Here is a 14,592-nt window from a genome sequence, read left to right on the forward strand (position 1 = left end):
AGTGGCGCTTCGGTTCCCTCGCTCAGTTCATCAGGCTGCGTCGAACGCGGCCTGGAGCCAGGTGATCTTCTCCTCGACCAGCACCACGTCGAAGCGGCACGGCGGCACCGAGCGCAGCCGGCTCAGGTAGTGCTGCGCGGCAAACACGATGCGCCGCTGCTTGAGGCCGGTGATGCTGCCGCCCGCGCCGCCGTGCGTGCCGGCGCTGCGCTGGCGGACCTCGACGAACACCAGCGTGCCGCCGCCGGGACCCCGCGGATCGCGCATGATCAGGTCGATCTCGCCGCCGCCGCGCCCGGGCGTTCGATAATTGCGCGCGATCAGCACGAGGCCGGCGTCCTGCAGATGCGCGAGCGCGGCGTCTTCCGCCGCATCGCCGCGATGCTTCGTCGTTCTGGTCTTCATGGCTCCCTGCCGTCTTCTCTTTCTTGTCGTTCGCTCTCACGGAGAAACCTCTTGGCTTCACTCGCCCCTGCTTCTTTCGGCGCCGCCCTTGCGGCCGCGCACGACGCCGCGGGTGCGCAGCATTATCCGCAGGCCACGCTCTACGTGGTCGCAACGCCGATCGGCAACCTGGCCGACATCACGCTGCGTGCGCTGCACGTGCTGCAGCTGGTCGATGTGATCGCCTGCGAGGACACGCGCCACACGCAGAGCCTCTTGCGCGCCTACGGCATCGACCGCCCCGGCGCCCGGCTGCTGGCCGTGCACCAGCACAACGAAGCCGAGGCCGCGCAGGCCGTGGTCGCACGGCTCGCGCAGGGGGAGCGTATCGCGTACGTGAGCGACGCCGGCACGCCCGGCGTGAGCGACCCCGGCGCGCGGCTCGTCGCGGCGGTGCGCGCGGCAGGCCAGCGCGTGTTGCCGCTGCCGGGCGCGAGCAGCGTCACCACGCTGATCGGCGCCGCCGGCCTTGTGGCGGACGGCGCGGACGGCAACGCGAGCAGCGCCTTTGTCTTCGCGGGCTTCCTGCCGAGCAAGGCCGGCGAGCGCGACACCGCCGTGCAGGCGCTCTCGCAGGAGCCCCGCGCCGTGGTGCTGCTGGAGGCGCCGCACCGTATCGAAAGCCTCGCGCGCGCAATGGCCGTGCTGGGCGAGCGCCGCATCACCGTGGGCCGCGAGCTCACCAAGCAGTTCGAGGACATCGCGACAGTGGCGGCCAGCGCCCTGCCCGACTGGTTCGCTGCCGACCGCGACCGCGTGCGCGGCGAGTTCGCACTGGTGCTTCACCCGGTCGCGGTAAGTGGTGACGGCGGCGCGGAAGGCGAGCGCGTGCTGCGCCTGCTGCTGGCTGAGCTGCCGGTGAAGACCGCGGTGCGGCTGGCGGCCGAGATCAGCGGGGCGCCGCGCAATGCGCTCTATGAGATGGCGCTGCGTATTCGCAATGACGAGCCGAGCGACTAGCCGGCCCTCAAGCCGGGGCGACCGGACGCGACCTCCGAGAGAAACTCTGGTGGAACCACCTCCGTCAGCCAGACCCCGTTTTCCGCGAGATGAAAGGCGTGGCCGAGCGCGTGCATGCGGCCCGCGTCCACGACGAGGACATGCGCCCGACCATGGCGCCGCCCCACCCGCACCGCCGTGTCCACGTCGGCCGACAGGTGCACATGCTGCCGCGCGCCGGGCCTGAGCCCCTGCACCCGAATGGCATCGAGAAAGCGCGTCGCCGTGCCGTGAAAGAGCCGGGCCGGCGGCTCGACCGCATCGAAGCTGCGTTTCACCTGCGGCGTCGAATGGCCCTGCAGGGCACGAATGCGCAGACCGTCGTCCGACAGCTCGTAGCGCGTCTTTTCCCCTGATGTCACCGCGCCCACGACGTCCGCCCGGGCCAGGTCACGGCCACCGGCAATGGCCCCCACCACCAGAGCGTCGATGTCCGCCCAGCCTTCCGCGTCGAGTTGCAGGCCGATGGATTCGGGCGCGTGCCGCAGCACGTAGGCGATGAACTTGCTCGCGTCTTGAGGCGTCATGCGGTTTTCCTGGCGGGCTGAAGTGCTGCCTGCCAATGGTCGCCGTGCGCGAGCAAGGCATCCATGAGCCGCTGCACATGCGGGTTCGGCGGCCTGTCGGCGGCATGGAACACGTGGTACTCGAGGGGCGGATAGCCGCTCAAGGGAATGCCCACCAGCCCTTTGGGAATGCGACAACAGGCATTCACCACCGTCGCCCCGAATCCCAGTTGCGCGAAACGCAGCATCAGTTCCCAACCGTTGGCTTCGAGCGACGGCTGCCAGGGGATCGACTCGGCTTGAAGCAACCGCCCCAGCAGCTCGCGATGCGGCTTGCCGGCCGGCGGAACGATCAACTGCATGTCCTTCAGGTCCCGAAGGCGTACTGACCTGCGTGCCGCCAGGGCGTGTGTGCGCGGCACGACCAGGGCCTGGCCCACGACCGTCAGGCGCACAGCCCGCAGGTCCGTGGGCACGGCGCTGAGCGGTGCGATGCCCAGTTGCGCCTGGCCGGCCCGTACTGCCTGGATGGATTCGTCACGGTTGCGCGTGAGCAACTCCAGGTGCGGCGAAGCACCCGGCCCGGAGAACTGCGACAACGCCTTCCCCAACAGGTAGAGGTAAGCCCCTTCGCCGGCCGCGAGCGTGACAGCCGGCTTGTCGCGCCCTGTTTCCAGCCCCTTGACGAAACGGCGGTTCAGCGAGAGCAGTTCCCTCGCATGGCGCGCCACCTGCTCGCCGACGCTCGTGAGTTCGAGCGCGCTGCCGACGCGCAGGTAGAGCCTGGCGTCGAGTTGTTCGGAAAGCTTGCGCACCTTGGCATGCAGCGCCGGCTGGCTGATATGCAGCAGGCGCGCCGACTCGCTGAAGTTCAGCGTGTCGGCGAACACGGCGAACGACTGCAGCGCGTCGAGGTTGGTGCGGGGAATCTCCATCTATCCATTTTATGGATAGCAGATCCAATATCAGTAGTTCACGGTGATGGGCTTCATTTCTACGATCCGGCTGCTTCAAACACACAAGGAACAAGAAATGAAGAACACCCACACTCTTCCCAAGCTAGGCATCGATATCGGTCGCGTGCTGATCGCACCCGAAGGCGCCAATGGCGCGGATACCTCGTTCATCGGCGGCTCGATGGACGATGCGCTGAAGACGCCGCCCTACGAAGGTATGTTCGATGCCGTCGCGCCGCTGGTCGCCCGGTTCGAAGGCCGGGTCTGGCTGGTCTCGAAGTGCGGGCCGAGCGTGCAGGCCAAGAGCCGGGCGTGGTTGCGGCATCACCGCTTCTTTGAACGCACGGGCATTGCGCCCAGCAACCTGCGCTTCTGCCTCCAACGGCCTCAGAAGGCCGATCACTGCCGCGAGCTAGGCATCACGCACTTCATCGACGACCGCAGCGACGTGTTACGGCACCTCGAAGGCATCGTGCCGCACCGCTATCTGTTCGGCCCACAGGGAAAGCCGGTCACGGTCGCGGGGCTGGTGTTGCTGCCGGCGTGGAAGGATGCGGCCGCAGTCGTCGGCTAGCCGTCCAGCTCCGCATACCGCCTGAAGATCCCATCCTCGTTGAACGCGATGCGGCGCGGGCTCTGCAGGTAGTCGTGCACGCGCTGGCGGCGCTTGACGTTGGCGTGCAGCTTCTCTACGGCCGGCGTGCGGGCCAGCGCCCTCGCAGTGGCTTTCGGGAACGCATAGTGCAAGCCATCGACCAGCTGGAACAGCGAGAGATCGGCGTAGGTCAGCATGTCGCCGACCAGATGCAGATCGCCCGCGGGATTGCGCCGGAGCACCTGCTCGAGCCAGTTCAGGAACTTGGGAATGCGTTCTTCGCGGAAGGCCCGGGCACGCTGCATGGCGGCATCGCGCTGGTCTTCGTAGTACGCGCCGGTCGAGATCGGATGGTGCGTGTCGTGCGCCTCGGCCACCACGTCGGCAATGGTGAGCTGCAGTTGATGCGTCCACAGCCCGTCGGACTCGCCGACGCCCGAGAGCCCCAGGCGAGGCCCCAGGTACAACAGGATCGCGGCGGTCTGGCCCACCACGATGTCGCCGTCGACGAGGAAGGGCGGCGCAAAGGCGGCGCGGGCGTTGTTGGGATCGCCGAGCCGCGCGCCCAGTGCCGATTCGCCTCCGCCTTTGGATTCGGGCAACCGCGCCACGTCGACATAGTCGGCACCCGCCGCCTCGAGCGCGAGCCGCACGAATTCACCGCGGCCCTGGATCGTGGGCCAGTAATGGAGTTGGTAAGGCATGCGGCCATGGTGTCAGGGTCTCTACAGCCCTGCAACCGCCGCGGTCCTTCACGCGTCGCGACGCTGAAGAAGAAGGGTCACCAGAACTTCCACCATGGCCGCGGCGCGAGGCGCAGCGCCTGCGGGCGGGTGTCCAGGTCGATGTTCTGGGTGACCGTGTCGCCGGAGCGGCGGCGCATCTCGGCTTCGAGGGCATGCGCAATGCCGCGCGCCTGCTTTTCGCCGCGCAGTGCGCGCCGGCGCCATTCCGCGGCGTGTTCCGCCAGGCTGGCCTCGTCCAGATCAGTCAACTCCGTCATCGATGGAAATCTTGCATGTGCGCGGTGGCGAGGAGACGCCAGCGCGTGGTGGATGGTCGCGGGGAGAACGTCGGGGGCAAAGAAAAAAACCGGAAGCCCTTGGGAGGCTTCCGGTCTTGCATTTGGTCCCGCCGCCAGGAATCGAACCTGGATCTCAGCCTTCGGAGGGCCGAATTCTATCCGTTGAAATACAGCGAGAGGATAGGTCCGGAAAACGTCCGGAGCCCGAGATTATCGCCTATCAGGCAACCGCAGTTTCGGCTTCGTGCGCAACCACCGTGCCGATCGCCGGCCGCTCGAACCCGAGTCCCGCCAGATAGACGCGGAAGGTGCGCCGCCCGGTCGGTACGAGGTCGAAGGCGGTCGGGTCGAGCAGCCAGTTCTGGATGAGGCCGCTGATCAGCGCATGCATGCCCTGCGCCGCCACGTGGCCGGGCACCGGCAGCTTGATGTGAGCGCGGCGCGCGGCCAGACGCAGGGCTTTTTCGAAGTCGACCACGCAGGCGTTGCGCGCGTCGAGGTGGCGCTGCTGTACCGAGGCCATGTCGTGCGTGTACTCGACCTTGTGGGTGGCCACATCGAACACGCGGCGCACCTGCGGGTCGGTGGTCATGAGGGTCAGCGCGTGGGCCATGCCCTCCTCGATCTCGACCAGGGGATCGTCGCTGCCGGCGGCGGCCTCGCTCTTGGGCGCGGCCTCCAGCGGCAGGATGACGCGCTCCATCATGGCGTTGAAGAGATCGGCCTTGTCCTTGAAGTGCCAATAGATGGCGCCGCGCGTCGCGCCGGCCTGCTGCGCGATCTGCTGCAGCGAGGTCTGCGAGACGCCTTGCGCCTGAAACAGCAGCTCCGCGGCATCGAGCAACCGATTCCGCGTGGCCAATGCTTCTTCCTTCGTACGACGTGCCACCAAGTCTCCTGATTTGTAAAGGCAACGCCCCTTCTCCGCCGTGGGGCCATTGCAAGCAGTCACTATACATCCATGAATGTATGTAAACTACCGGACTTCCCCGATGGCCCGACTGTTTATGCTGTCTTCCTGTTCGCCTTGCGAACACGCCATCTCCCGTCTTCGCTTCAAAGGAATCGCATGCCTCTCCTGCATGTCTCGCGCCCATCGTCCTTTTCGCCACGTCTCGCGACCGTGGCCGCCGTCGTCCTGTTGGTCCTCGCGGGCTGCGGCAAGGGCGATGCGCCCGCCGGTCCGGGTGGCGCAGGTGGTGGCGGTGGCCACCCGCCGGCGCCCGAAGTGGGCGTGGTCGTTGCCACACCGACCGATGTCGGCCTCGTGACCGAACTGCCGGGCCGCCTGGAGGCCTCGCGCATCGCCCAGGTTCGCGCCCGCGCATCGGGCATCCTGCTCAAGCGCGAATTCCGCGAAGGCAGCGACGTGAAGGCCGGCCAGCTCCTGTTCCGCATCGACCCGGCACCGCTGGTGGCCGCTTCGCAGAACGCGCAGGCCACGCTGGCCCGCGCCGAGGCCAACGCCGTGCAGGCCAAGGCCTTGGCCGATCGCTACAAGCCGTTGGTCGAAGCCAATGCGGTCAGCAAGCAGGAATACGCGAACGCCGTCGCCTCGCAAAAGACCGCCGAAGCCGACGTGGCCGCCGGCCGCGCCGCGGTGCAGACCGCCAAGATCAACCTCGGCTATGCCGACGTGACCTCGCCCATCGCCGGCCGCATCGGCCGCGCCCTCGTGACCGAAGGTGCGCTGGTGGGCCAGGGGGACGCCACCGAGCTCGCCGTGGTGCAGCAGATCAACCCGGTGTACGTGAACTTCACGCAGTCGGCCTCCGACGTGCTGAAGCTGCGCCGCGCACTGGCCGCCGGCCAATACAAGCGCGCGGGCGGCGAGGAAGCCGCCAGCGTGAGCATCGTGCTGGAAGACGGCTCCGACTACGCCCTGCCCGGCAAGCTGCTGTTCTCCGACCTCACGGTCGACTCGACCACCGGCCAGGTCACGCTGCGCGCCGAAGTGCCCAACCCCAAGGGCGAGCTGCTGCCCGGTCTCTATGTGCGCGTGAAGCTCGAGCAGGCCCAGGCCACGAACGCCATCGCGCTGCCGCAGCAGGCCGTCACCCGCACCCAGCAGGGCGACACCGTCTCGGTGGTCGACAAGGACGGCAAGATCAGCAAGCGCACCGTGAAGATCAGCGCCGCCAAGGACAACCAGTGGGTGGTGCTCGACGGCCTGAAGGCCGGCGAACAAGTGATGGTCGACGGCTTCCAGAAGCTGCAGATGATGCCGCCCGGAACGCCCGTGAAGGCCGTGCCCTGGAAGAAGCCCGACCCGAACGCGGCCCCCGCTCCGGCAGCACCCGCGCCTGGCGCCGCCCCTGCAGCCGCACCGGCTGCAGCTGCATCGGCCGCAGCGCCTGCGGCTGCCCCCGCCGCGAACGGCCAGGCTTCCGCCCCGGCCGAGAAGAAGTAATTAGGAGCGCGCCCGCATGGCCAAATTCTTTATCGACCGCCCGATCTTCGCGTGGGTGATCGCGCTGTTCATCCTCGTGATAGGCGGCGTGTCAATCAGCCAGTTGCCGATCTCGCAGTACCCGCCGGTGGCACCGCCCGCCATCCAGATCACCGTCGCCTACCCCGGCGCCTCGGCCCAGACGCTCGAGGACAGCGTGCTGGCCATCATCGAGCGCGAAATGAACGGCTCGCCGGGCATGATCTACATGGAATCGGTGGCCCAGGCCGACGGCACCGGCACCATCACGATCAGCTTCGAGCCCGGCACCAATGAAGACCTCGCGCAGGTGGACGTCCAGAACCGGCTCTCGCGCGCCACACCCCGGCTGCCGTCCTCGGTGACGCAGCAGGGCGTGCGCGTCGACAAGTCGCGCTCCAACTTCCTGCTGTTCGCAATGCTGTCGTCGAGCAACGCCAGCACCGACACCTCGGCGCTGGGCGACTATGCCGCGCGCAACATCGTGCCGGAACTGCAACGGATCGACGGCGTGGGCCAGGTCCAGCTGTTCGGCTCCGAGAACGCGATGCGCATCTGGATCGACCCGGCCAAGCTGCAGGGCTTCAACCTGTCGCCGGCCGACGTCAACAACGCGATCCGCGCGCAGAACGCACAGGTGGCGTCAGGCACCATCGGCGACCTGCCGAACGTGCCGGGCCAGGCGATCGCGGCCACGGTAACGGTCAACGGCCAGCTCGCCAACGTCGACCAGTTCAAGGAGATCGTGCTGCGCGCCAACACCGACGGCTCGACCGTGCGGCTCAAGGACGTCGCGCGCATCGAGATCGGTGGCCAGGCCTATGCCACTTCGGCGCGCCTGAACGGCGTGCCCGCGGTCGGCATCGCCGTGCTGCCCACGCCCAGCGGCAACGCGCTGAAGTCGTCCAAGGCCGTGCGCGAGCGGCTGACCGAGCTGCAGCGCTACTTCCCCGAAGGCGTGAAATGGAGCATGCCGTACGACACGACGCCCGTGGTGCGGATCTCGATCACCGAAGTGGTCAAGACCCTGCTCGAAGCCGTGGCGCTGGTGTTCCTCGTGATGTTCCTGTTCCTGCAGAACTGGCGCTACACGATCATCCCGACCATCGTGGTGCCGATCGCGCTCCTGGGCACCTTCGCCGTGCTGTTCGCACTGGGCTTCTCAATCAACGTGCTGACGATGTTCGGCATGGTGCTGGTGATCGGCATCGTGGTGGACGATGCGATCGTGGTGGTGGAGAACGTCGAGCGCATCATGAGCGAGGAAGGGCTGCCACCGCTGGAGGCCACGCGCAAGGCGATGCAGCAGATCTCGGGCGCCATCATCGGCGTGACCGTGGTGCTGATCTCGGTGTTCGTGCCGCTGGCCTTCTTCTCGGGCTCGACCGGCAACATCTACCGCCAGTTCTCGGCGACGATGGTGACCTCGATCGCGTTCTCGGCCTTCCTGGCGCTGTCGCTCACGCCGGCGCTGTGCGCCACGCTGCTCAAGCCGGTGGAGGCAGGCCATCATCACGAGAAGTCCGGCTTCTTCGGCTGGTTCAACCGCGGTTTCACGCGCACGGCCAAGGGCTATGAAGGCATGGTCGCGCGCATCCTGCGCCGCGCTGCGCGCTACCTCGTGATCTACGCCGCAATCATCGGCGCGGTGGTGTTCGTCTACCGGCAATTGCCGACCTCCTTCCTGCCGGAGGAGGACCTGGGCTACATCATCGTGAACGTGCAGCTGCCGCCGGGTGCGACCCAGGAGCGCGCACTGGACGTGATGAAGCAGGTCGAAGGCTTCATGCTCAAGCAGCCCGAGGTCGAGAGCATGGTGAGCGTGATGGGCTTCAGCTTCTCGGGCCAGGGCCAGAACGCGGGCCTGGCGTTCGTGACGCTCAAGAGCTGGGAGGAACGCAAGGACCCGGCCCACTCGGCCAAGGCGCTCGCGGGCCGTTCCTTCGGCGCGCTCTCGGGCATCCGGGATGCCTTCATCTACCCGCTGAGCCCGCCGCCGATTCTCGAACTTGGCAATTCCAGCGGCTTCAGCTTCCGGCTGCAGGACCGCTCGGGCGCGGGCCACGACGCCCTCGTCAACGCGCGCAACCAGATCCTGGGCATGGCCTCGCAGAGCAAGATCATCACAGGGGTACGGCCCGACGGCCTGGAAGACGCGCCGCAGCTGCAGATCGACATCGACCGCGACAAGGCGAACGCGCTGGGCGTGAGCTTCGACGCGATCAACACCACCCTGTCGACGACGCTCGGTTCGAGCTACATCAACGATTTCCCGAACCGCGGCCGCTTCCAGCGTGTGGTGGTGCAGGCCGATGCGCCGGCGCGGATGCAGCCCGAGGACATGCTCAAGCTCAACGCTCCCAACGCCCAGGGTCAACCGGTGCCGTTCGCGACCTTCGCGACCACGCGGTGGGTCACCGGTGCGACGCAGACCGTGCGCTACAACGGCTATCCCGCAATGCGCATCAGCGGCGAGGCGGCGCCGGGGCAGAGTACGGGTGCCGCCATGGCCGAGATGGAAAAGCTCGCCGCGCAGCTGCCGCAAGGCTTCGGCTTCGAATGGACAGGCCAGTCGCGTGAGGAAAAGCTCGCAGGCTCGCAGGCCATCATCCTCTACGGCTTCGCGATCCTGGCGGTGTTCCTGTGCCTCGCGGCGCTGTACGAGAGCTGGTCGATTCCGCTGGCGGTGATCCTGGTGGTGCCGCTGGGCGTGCTGGGCGTGCTGCTCGCGACCATGTTCCGCGCGTATGCGAACGACGTGTACTTCCAGGTGGGGCTGATCACGATCATCGGGCTCTCGGCGAAGAACGCGATCCTGATCATCGAGTTCGCGAAGGACCTGCAGGCCCAGGGCAAGGGCGTGGTCGAAGCCGCGCTGGAAGCCGCGCACCTGCGGTTCCGGCCGATCATCATGACTTCGCTGGCCTTCGGCCTCGGCGTGGTGCCGCTGTTCATCGCCTCGGGCGCGGGTTCGGCGAGCCAGCGTGCGATCGGCACCGGCGTGCTCGGCGGCATGGTGACCGGCACGGTGCTCGCGGTGATCTTCGTGCCCGTGTTCTTCGTGGTGGTGCGCACGCTGTTCAAAGGCAGCGCCCGCCAGCAGGAAGTGAATCGCAAGCATGCGCAAGCCGCGGGCATTGCGGAGGAAAAACATGACTAAGAAACTGATTCCCACAGCCCTGGCCGCGGCAATGCTGCTGGCGGGCTGCTCGCTGATCCCGACCTACGAGCGCCCCGCCGCGCCGGTGCCGACCACCTTCCCGGGTGACCCGTCGCAACCGGCCGGCCAGGCCGCCGCCGCCCTGCCATGGCAGGACTTCTTCACCGACCCGCGCCTGGCGGGCCTGATCCAGACCGCCCTGGCGAACAACCGGGACCTGCGCGTGTCGGTGCTCAACATCGAGCAGGCGCGCGCGCAGTTCCAGATCGAGCGCTCGGCCCTCTTCCCGGCGCTCGGCCTCACGGGCAGCGGCTCGCGCTCGAGCCCGAACTCCTTGCAGGCCTTCGACAGCAGCGCCGGCAGTGTGGCCTCGCAGTACAGCGTGAACTTCGGCTTCACCGCCTGGGAGCTCGACTTCTTCGGCCGCATCCGTGCGCTGAAGGACCAGGCGCTGGCGCAGTACCTCGCCACCGAGGAAACGCGCAAGGCGGCGCAGATCAGCCTGATCGCCTCGGTCGCCACCGGCTGGATCACGCTGATGGCCGACGATGAGCTGCTCGAGATCACGCGCCAGACGATGGTCACGCGCGAGGAATCGGTGCGCCTTGCCAAGCTGCGCTTCGACAACGGCGTGTCGTCCGAGATCGACTTCCAGGCCGCGAACACGGCCGCGGAAAGCGCCCGCGCCACTTACGCGCAGCAGCAGCGCGCGCGCATGCAGGACGAGAACGCACTCGCCCTGCTGCTGGGCGCCCCGGTGCCGGCGAGTGCGCTCTCGGGCGGCACCAAGGGGCTGGACGGCATCCGGCCGATGCCCGACGTGCCCGCGGGCCTGCCCTCGGACATGCTGATCGAGCGGCCCGACATCCGCGCGGCCGAGCAGCAATTGATTGCCGCCAACGCCAACATCGGGGCGGCGCGCGCGAACTTCTTCCCGCGCGTGTCGCTCACCAGCTCGATCGGCACCGCGAGCAGCGAGTTCTCGGGCCTGTTCGACCGCGGCTCCAAGGCCTGGTCGTTCGCACCCACGGTCACGCTGCCGATCTTCGATGCGGGCCGCAACTGGGCCACGCTGCAATCGTCGAAGGCCGGGCGCGAAATCGCGGTGGCGCAGTATGAGAAGTCGATCCAGACCGCGTTCCGCGAAGTGGCGGACGCGCTGGCCGGCCGCGCCACGCTGGGCGAAGAGGTGCGTGCGCAGCGTGCGCAGGCCACTGCGGAAGCGGTGCGGTTCAAGCTCTCCGACCTGCGCTACCGCAACGGCATCGCCAGCGCGCTCGACCTGCTCGACGCGCAACGCTCGCTGTTCACGGCGCAGCAACTGGCGGTCAACGCGCGGCTCCTGCAACTGCAGAACCAGGTCACGCTGTACAAGACGCTGGGTGGCGGCTGGGCAACGCGCGACAAGGGTTGAGGCGCCTGGGCGCCCGATATCGGGAGGCCAATCGCCCGCTGGGGCGAGGGGCCTCTCTATAATCGTCGGTTGATCTAGAAAAAGCCCCCCGACGAGCCCCCGTTATTGAGGACGCCATGAGCGCAGACCCGCACTACCAGGCCACAGAAGAAGCCCATACCGGCCCCATCAAGAACCCGAAGCAACTGCTGCTCGCGGTATTTTTCTCCTTCATTGCACCGATCCTGATCATCGTGGGACTTGTCTCCTATGTGGTCTCGGGCACCAAGCCCGCCGGCACCGCGGAGGGCGACAACATGGCGCTCTACGGCGTGTCGAAGGAATCGCGCGACAAGGAAGTGGCCGAGCGCCTCAAGAAAGTCGGCGCCATCGAGATCCGCGACGCCAACCGCCCCCTCACCGCCGGCGATGCCGTGTTCAAGGCCCAATGCGTGGCCTGCCACGGCGCACCGGGCATCCCCGGCGCCCCTCACCTGAACGACGCTGCAGCCTGGGCCCCCCGCATCGGCCAAGGCTACGCAACCCTGTTGGAACATGCGCTCAAGGGCAAGGGCGCGATGCCTCCCCAGGGCGGTGGCGACTTCGAAGACCTCGAAATCGGCCGTGCGGTGGTCTACATGGCCAACGCCGGCGGCGCCAAGTTCCCTGTGCCCGAGCGGCCAGCCGCTGCGGCGCCCGCAGAAGGCGCTTCGGGTGCGGCACCTGCCGCCTCGGCACCTGCTGCCGCAGCTTCGACAGCTGCAGCCGCCGCCCCGGCCAAGTAATCCGCTCCGCCCCAAACAAAAAGCCGGCTCGATGCCGGCTTTTTTGTGGGCAATCGGCGCACTGAACTATTGTTTTGATAGCACTGCAGCGCCACCAGCATAGCGTTCCACCGGGCTCATGACGTGGCCGAAGCGCTGCGGCAGTTCGCTGGCCTGCACCGCCTCGGGCGTCCACAGCCCCTGTTCGATGGCTTCCGCCGCGATGCCCACGTCCTGCGTGTGCACCAACCCGAGCCCAATCGGCGCGACCAGATAGAGCCGCCCGGCCTCGTCGAGCAGGCAGCCTGAAACATCGACCGCCTGGCCGGTATGGGCCGTGACGGTGAACCGGCCGCCGCCCTCGTCCGCCACGCGCCAGACCAGCGGCGCAGCCTCCAACTCGACATACACGCGCTGCGGTCCGTTCTGGAAGAACCACTGCCCTTCGTCATCGTGCTCATAGTTGCGATGGATGAAGTCGATCAGTTTGTCGTGCCGCAGCATCGAGCCCTTGGCCTGCACGAACGGCCCCTCGGCCTGGGTGCGGTCGTCGCGCATATACCAGTTGCCGCGCGCATCGAGGCCCAGCCAGCCGTAGCAGTGCGGCACGTTGGGCCATTTGGCGAGCGCCTGTTTGACGATGTCGTCCATGAATTCATTCTCCTGCCGGTTGTGCGAGGGAGGCGTCAGCCAAGACGCCGCCATGCACCTGCAGCCAGTTGCCGACGCGCGCCGGCATCCCGCGCACATGCCCCGGCGGCAGGCCCAGCGGAAAGCCCACATGCCCGCCGTGCGCCGGCTGCCACAGCGTGACATGCCGCCCGACCTCGCCCGGCCCCGGCAGGCTGCGCGCCGGAATGAACGGATCGTTGAGCGCATTCACCACCAGCGTGGGCACGCGGATCTGGCCCAGGTGCGGCTTGGACGAACCCCGCGCCCAGTAGTCGTCGGCGTTGCGAAACCCGTGCAGCGGCGCGGTGAACACGTCGTCGAAGGTATAGAGGTCGCGCGCGGCCAGCAGCCGGTCGCGGTCGAAGAGGCCCGGGAACTGCGCCAGCTTGGCCATTGCCTTGGGCTTCATGGTCGCGAGAAACATGCGCGTGTAGACCAGCTTGTTGAAGCCCCGGCCGATCGCCTCGCCGCCTGCAGCCAGGTCGAGCGGCGCGCAGACCGAAGCCACGGCGCTGACCGATTCGCGCGCTGTGTCGCCCGCCTCGCAGGCCCAGCGCAGCAATGCGTTGCCGCCCAGCGAGACGCCCGCGGCGAGCACCGGCCCGCCGCCGCGAAGCCTGTGCTGCGCGTGCATGCGCTGCAGGATCCAGCCGATCTCTTCGTAGTCGCCGGAGTGGTAGGCGCGCGGCGCGAGGTTCATCTCGCCGCTGCAGCCCCGGAAGTGCGGCACGGCAAAGGCCATCCCCTGCTCGGCCGCGAAGGCTGCGAAGGCCTCCGCGTAGTGGCTGCGCGACGAGCCTTCGAGCCCGTGGAACAGCACCAGCAGCGGCCGCGGACCCGGCAGCGGCGCATCGATGAAATCGACGTCGATGAAATCCCCGTCGGGCGCATTCCACCGCTCGCGGCGGTACACCGGCGCCGTGCCGTCGAAGCGGCGCGCATAGAGCGCGGCCCAGATGGTCTGCAGGTTGCCGCCGGGCAGCCAGCGCGGCGCCACGTAGCCCATCGACGATCGAGGAGAGGAAGAAGAAGAATCGGCGAAAGACATCAATGCAGGGTCTGGGGCGGGTCGTTCGCGTCGTCCGGCTCCCGCGCGCTGCCCGGGCTCGCGTGGTGCGCCACCATGCGCCAGCCCTGCGCGGTCTTGTGATAGACGTTGGTGGCCAGCACGAAGGCATGGCGCGGACCTTCGGCGGTGAGCACCTCGATGCGCTCGAGCACGTTGTGCACCGCGCTCGCGAGCGACTCGATCTTGCGCACCCGCGCCGGCATGGCGTGGATCGCGCCGTTGCCGAACATCTGCTCGAACGCCGCGCGGATCGCGATGCTGCCCACCAGCCGCGGGCCGCCGGGGTGCACGCAGAACACCTCGTCCTCGTCGGCCCAGCAGGCCATCAGTGCGTCGATGTCGCCGCGCTGCAGCGCTTCGTAGAAAGCCGCCTCGACATCGTCGGCGGTGCCGCCGATGGCCGCGGCGGCGCGGTGTGGGGTCTTGGGCATGGCGTGATTTTGCCGTGCCGTTCGTGACGCCGACGCTGCACCGCTTTGGTCCGGCCTGCACCGCGCCGCCGCAGTTTTTCCAGTTCGCCTGCTCCGTTTTGGACCACATGGTCAAAACACGAACATAGAAAGTACATAACCCATTGATTTG

The 14,592-nt window shown here is 67.8% G+C and carries 15 protein-coding genes and 1 tRNA gene; 6 read left to right on the plus strand and 10 right to left on the minus strand.

All coding sequences use genetic code 11. From position 1 onward, the window contains the following. Positions 1 to 30: 30 nt before the first annotated feature. The gene (locus tag J2W23_RS29615; RefSeq protein ID WP_176661899.1) at positions 31 to 405 is read right to left on the minus strand and encodes a YraN family protein; all 375 of its coding nucleotides are present in this window, start codon (positions 403 to 405) and stop codon (positions 31 to 33) included. Between the two features lie 51 nt (positions 406 to 456). Here J2W23_RS29615 and rsmI point away from each other — a divergent pair, with 51 nt between their 5' ends. Continuing rightward, entirely contained in the window at positions 457 to 1,404 is a 948-nt protein-coding gene (rsmI, locus tag J2W23_RS29620) for a 16S rRNA (cytidine(1402)-2'-O)-methyltransferase (RefSeq protein ID WP_307651285.1), read from the plus strand. Here the strand turns inward: rsmI and J2W23_RS29625 are convergent. After that, positions 1,401 to 1,970 carry an RNA 2'-phosphotransferase gene (locus J2W23_RS29625; RefSeq protein ID WP_307651286.1) on the minus strand — a complete coding sequence of 190 codons (570 nt, stop codon included), beginning with the start codon at positions 1,968 to 1,970 and terminating at the stop codon, positions 1,401 to 1,403. The genes rsmI and J2W23_RS29625 overlap by 4 nt on opposite strands. Further along, complete coding sequence (locus tag J2W23_RS29630; RefSeq protein ID WP_307651287.1) at positions 1,967 to 2,884, minus strand: LysR family transcriptional regulator; 918 nt, start codon at positions 2,882 to 2,884, stop codon at positions 1,967 to 1,969. The genes J2W23_RS29625 and J2W23_RS29630 overlap by 4 nt, the downstream gene beginning before the upstream one ends. Positions 2,885 to 2,930: 46 nt before the next feature. Between J2W23_RS29630 and J2W23_RS29635 the strand changes: the two genes are divergently transcribed. Next, the gene (locus J2W23_RS29635; RefSeq protein ID WP_307651322.1) at positions 2,931 to 3,479 is read left to right on the plus strand and encodes a hypothetical protein; all 549 of its coding nucleotides are present in this window, start codon (positions 2,931 to 2,933) and stop codon (positions 3,477 to 3,479) included. Here J2W23_RS29635 and J2W23_RS29640 read toward each other — a convergent pair. The 4 genes from J2W23_RS29640 to J2W23_RS29655 all read right to left on the minus strand — a co-directional run bounded on the left by J2W23_RS29640 (position 3,476) and on the right by J2W23_RS29655 (position 5,413). Further along, positions 3,476 to 4,204, minus strand: coding sequence for a glutathione S-transferase (locus J2W23_RS29640; protein WP_307651288.1), 729 nt, complete (start codon positions 4,202 to 4,204; stop codon positions 3,476 to 3,478). The genes J2W23_RS29635 and J2W23_RS29640 overlap by 4 nt on opposite strands. A 77-nt stretch (positions 4,205 to 4,281) precedes the next feature. After that, a complete protein-coding gene (locus tag J2W23_RS29645) occupies positions 4,282 to 4,503 on the minus strand; it encodes a hypothetical protein (RefSeq protein ID WP_176661881.1) in 222 nt (73 codons plus the stop codon). 123 nt (positions 4,504 to 4,626) lie between these two features. Next, positions 4,627 to 4,701: transfer RNA gene (locus J2W23_RS29650), tRNA-Arg, on the minus strand. A gap of 43 nt (positions 4,702 to 4,744) precedes the next feature. Then, positions 4,745 to 5,413: a TetR family transcriptional regulator gene (locus J2W23_RS29655; protein WP_373424004.1), complete on the minus strand. Its 669-nt coding sequence runs from the start codon at positions 5,411 to 5,413 to the stop codon at positions 4,745 to 4,747. A 180-nt stretch (positions 5,414 to 5,593) separates the two neighbouring features. Between J2W23_RS29655 and J2W23_RS29660 the strand changes: the two genes are divergently transcribed. The 4 genes from J2W23_RS29660 (at position 5,594) to J2W23_RS29675 (ending at position 12,290) form a co-directional block, all read left to right on the plus strand. Then, the gene (locus J2W23_RS29660; RefSeq protein ID WP_307651289.1) at positions 5,594 to 6,934 is read left to right on the plus strand and encodes an efflux RND transporter periplasmic adaptor subunit; all 1,341 of its coding nucleotides are present in this window, start codon (positions 5,594 to 5,596) and stop codon (positions 6,932 to 6,934) included. Between the two features lie 16 nt (positions 6,935 to 6,950). Beyond that, positions 6,951 to 10,112: an efflux RND transporter permease subunit gene (locus J2W23_RS29665; RefSeq protein ID WP_176661894.1), complete on the plus strand. Its 3,162-nt coding sequence runs from the start codon at positions 6,951 to 6,953 to the stop codon at positions 10,110 to 10,112. Next, positions 10,105 to 11,526, plus strand: coding sequence for an efflux transporter outer membrane subunit (locus J2W23_RS29670; protein ID WP_307651290.1), 1,422 nt, complete (start codon positions 10,105 to 10,107; stop codon positions 11,524 to 11,526). The genes J2W23_RS29665 and J2W23_RS29670 overlap by 8 nt, the downstream gene beginning before the upstream one ends. Positions 11,527 to 11,642: 116 nt before the next feature. Then, positions 11,643 to 12,290: a c-type cytochrome gene (locus tag J2W23_RS29675; protein WP_176661892.1), complete on the plus strand. Its 648-nt coding sequence runs from the start codon at positions 11,643 to 11,645 to the stop codon at positions 12,288 to 12,290. Positions 12,291 to 12,356: 66 nt separating this feature from the next. Here J2W23_RS29675 and J2W23_RS29680 read toward each other — a convergent pair whose 3' ends face one another. The 3 genes from J2W23_RS29680 to J2W23_RS29690 are packed head-to-tail and all read right to left on the minus strand — an operon-like array spanning position 12,357 to position 14,441. Beyond that, positions 12,357 to 12,920: a DUF2946 family protein gene (locus tag J2W23_RS29680; RefSeq protein WP_307651291.1), complete on the minus strand. Its 564-nt coding sequence runs from the start codon at positions 12,918 to 12,920 to the stop codon at positions 12,357 to 12,359. Positions 12,921 to 12,924: 4 nt separating this feature from the next. After that, a complete protein-coding gene (locus J2W23_RS29685) occupies positions 12,925 to 13,947 on the minus strand; it encodes a YheT family hydrolase (protein ID WP_307651323.1) in 1,023 nt (340 codons plus the stop codon). A gap of 41 nt (positions 13,948 to 13,988) precedes the next feature. Further along, complete coding sequence (locus tag J2W23_RS29690; protein ID WP_176661890.1) at positions 13,989 to 14,441, minus strand: YybH family protein; 453 nt, start codon at positions 14,439 to 14,441, stop codon at positions 13,989 to 13,991. Positions 14,442 to 14,592: the final 151 nt, after the last annotated feature.

Source organism: Variovorax boronicumulans, from assembly GCF_030812215.1.
In the GTDB taxonomy this organism is placed as follows: Bacteria; Pseudomonadota; Gammaproteobacteria; order Burkholderiales; family Burkholderiaceae_C; genus Variovorax; species Variovorax boronicumulans_C.

Excerpts from the sequence above, each read along its gene's own strand:
- J2W23_RS29615 (WP_176661899.1), bottom strand. The coding sequence starts at position 405 with ATGAAGACCAGAACGACGAAGCATCGCGGCGATGCGGCGGAAGACGCC.
- J2W23_RS29625 (WP_307651286.1), bottom strand. The coding sequence starts at position 1,970 with ATGACGCCTCAAGACGCGAGCAAGTTCATCGCCTACGTGCTGCGGCAC.
- J2W23_RS29630 (WP_307651287.1), bottom strand. The coding sequence starts at position 2,884 with ATGGAGATTCCCCGCACCAACCTCGACGCGCTGCAGTCGTTCGCCGTG.
- J2W23_RS29635 (WP_307651322.1), top strand. The coding sequence starts at position 2,931 with ATGGGCTTCATTTCTACGATCCGGCTGCTTCAAACACACAAGGAACAA.
- J2W23_RS29640 (WP_307651288.1), bottom strand. The coding sequence starts at position 4,204 with ATGCCTTACCAACTCCATTACTGGCCCACGATCCAGGGCCGCGGTGAA.
- J2W23_RS29645 (WP_176661881.1), bottom strand. The coding sequence starts at position 4,503 with ATGACGGAGTTGACTGATCTGGACGAGGCCAGCCTGGCGGAACACGCC.
- J2W23_RS29660 (WP_307651289.1), top strand. The coding sequence starts at position 5,594 with ATGCCTCTCCTGCATGTCTCGCGCCCATCGTCCTTTTCGCCACGTCTC.
- J2W23_RS29665 (WP_176661894.1), top strand. The coding sequence starts at position 6,951 with ATGGCCAAATTCTTTATCGACCGCCCGATCTTCGCGTGGGTGATCGCG.
- J2W23_RS29670 (WP_307651290.1), top strand. The coding sequence starts at position 10,105 with ATGACTAAGAAACTGATTCCCACAGCCCTGGCCGCGGCAATGCTGCTG.
- J2W23_RS29675 (WP_176661892.1), top strand. The coding sequence starts at position 11,643 with ATGAGCGCAGACCCGCACTACCAGGCCACAGAAGAAGCCCATACCGGC.
- J2W23_RS29680 (WP_307651291.1), bottom strand. The coding sequence starts at position 12,920 with ATGGACGACATCGTCAAACAGGCGCTCGCCAAATGGCCCAACGTGCCG.
- J2W23_RS29685 (WP_307651323.1), bottom strand. The coding sequence starts at position 13,947 with ATGGGCTACGTGGCGCCGCGCTGGCTGCCCGGCGGCAACCTGCAGACC.
- J2W23_RS29690 (WP_176661890.1), bottom strand. The coding sequence starts at position 14,441 with ATGCCCAAGACCCCACACCGCGCCGCCGCGGCCATCGGCGGCACCGCC.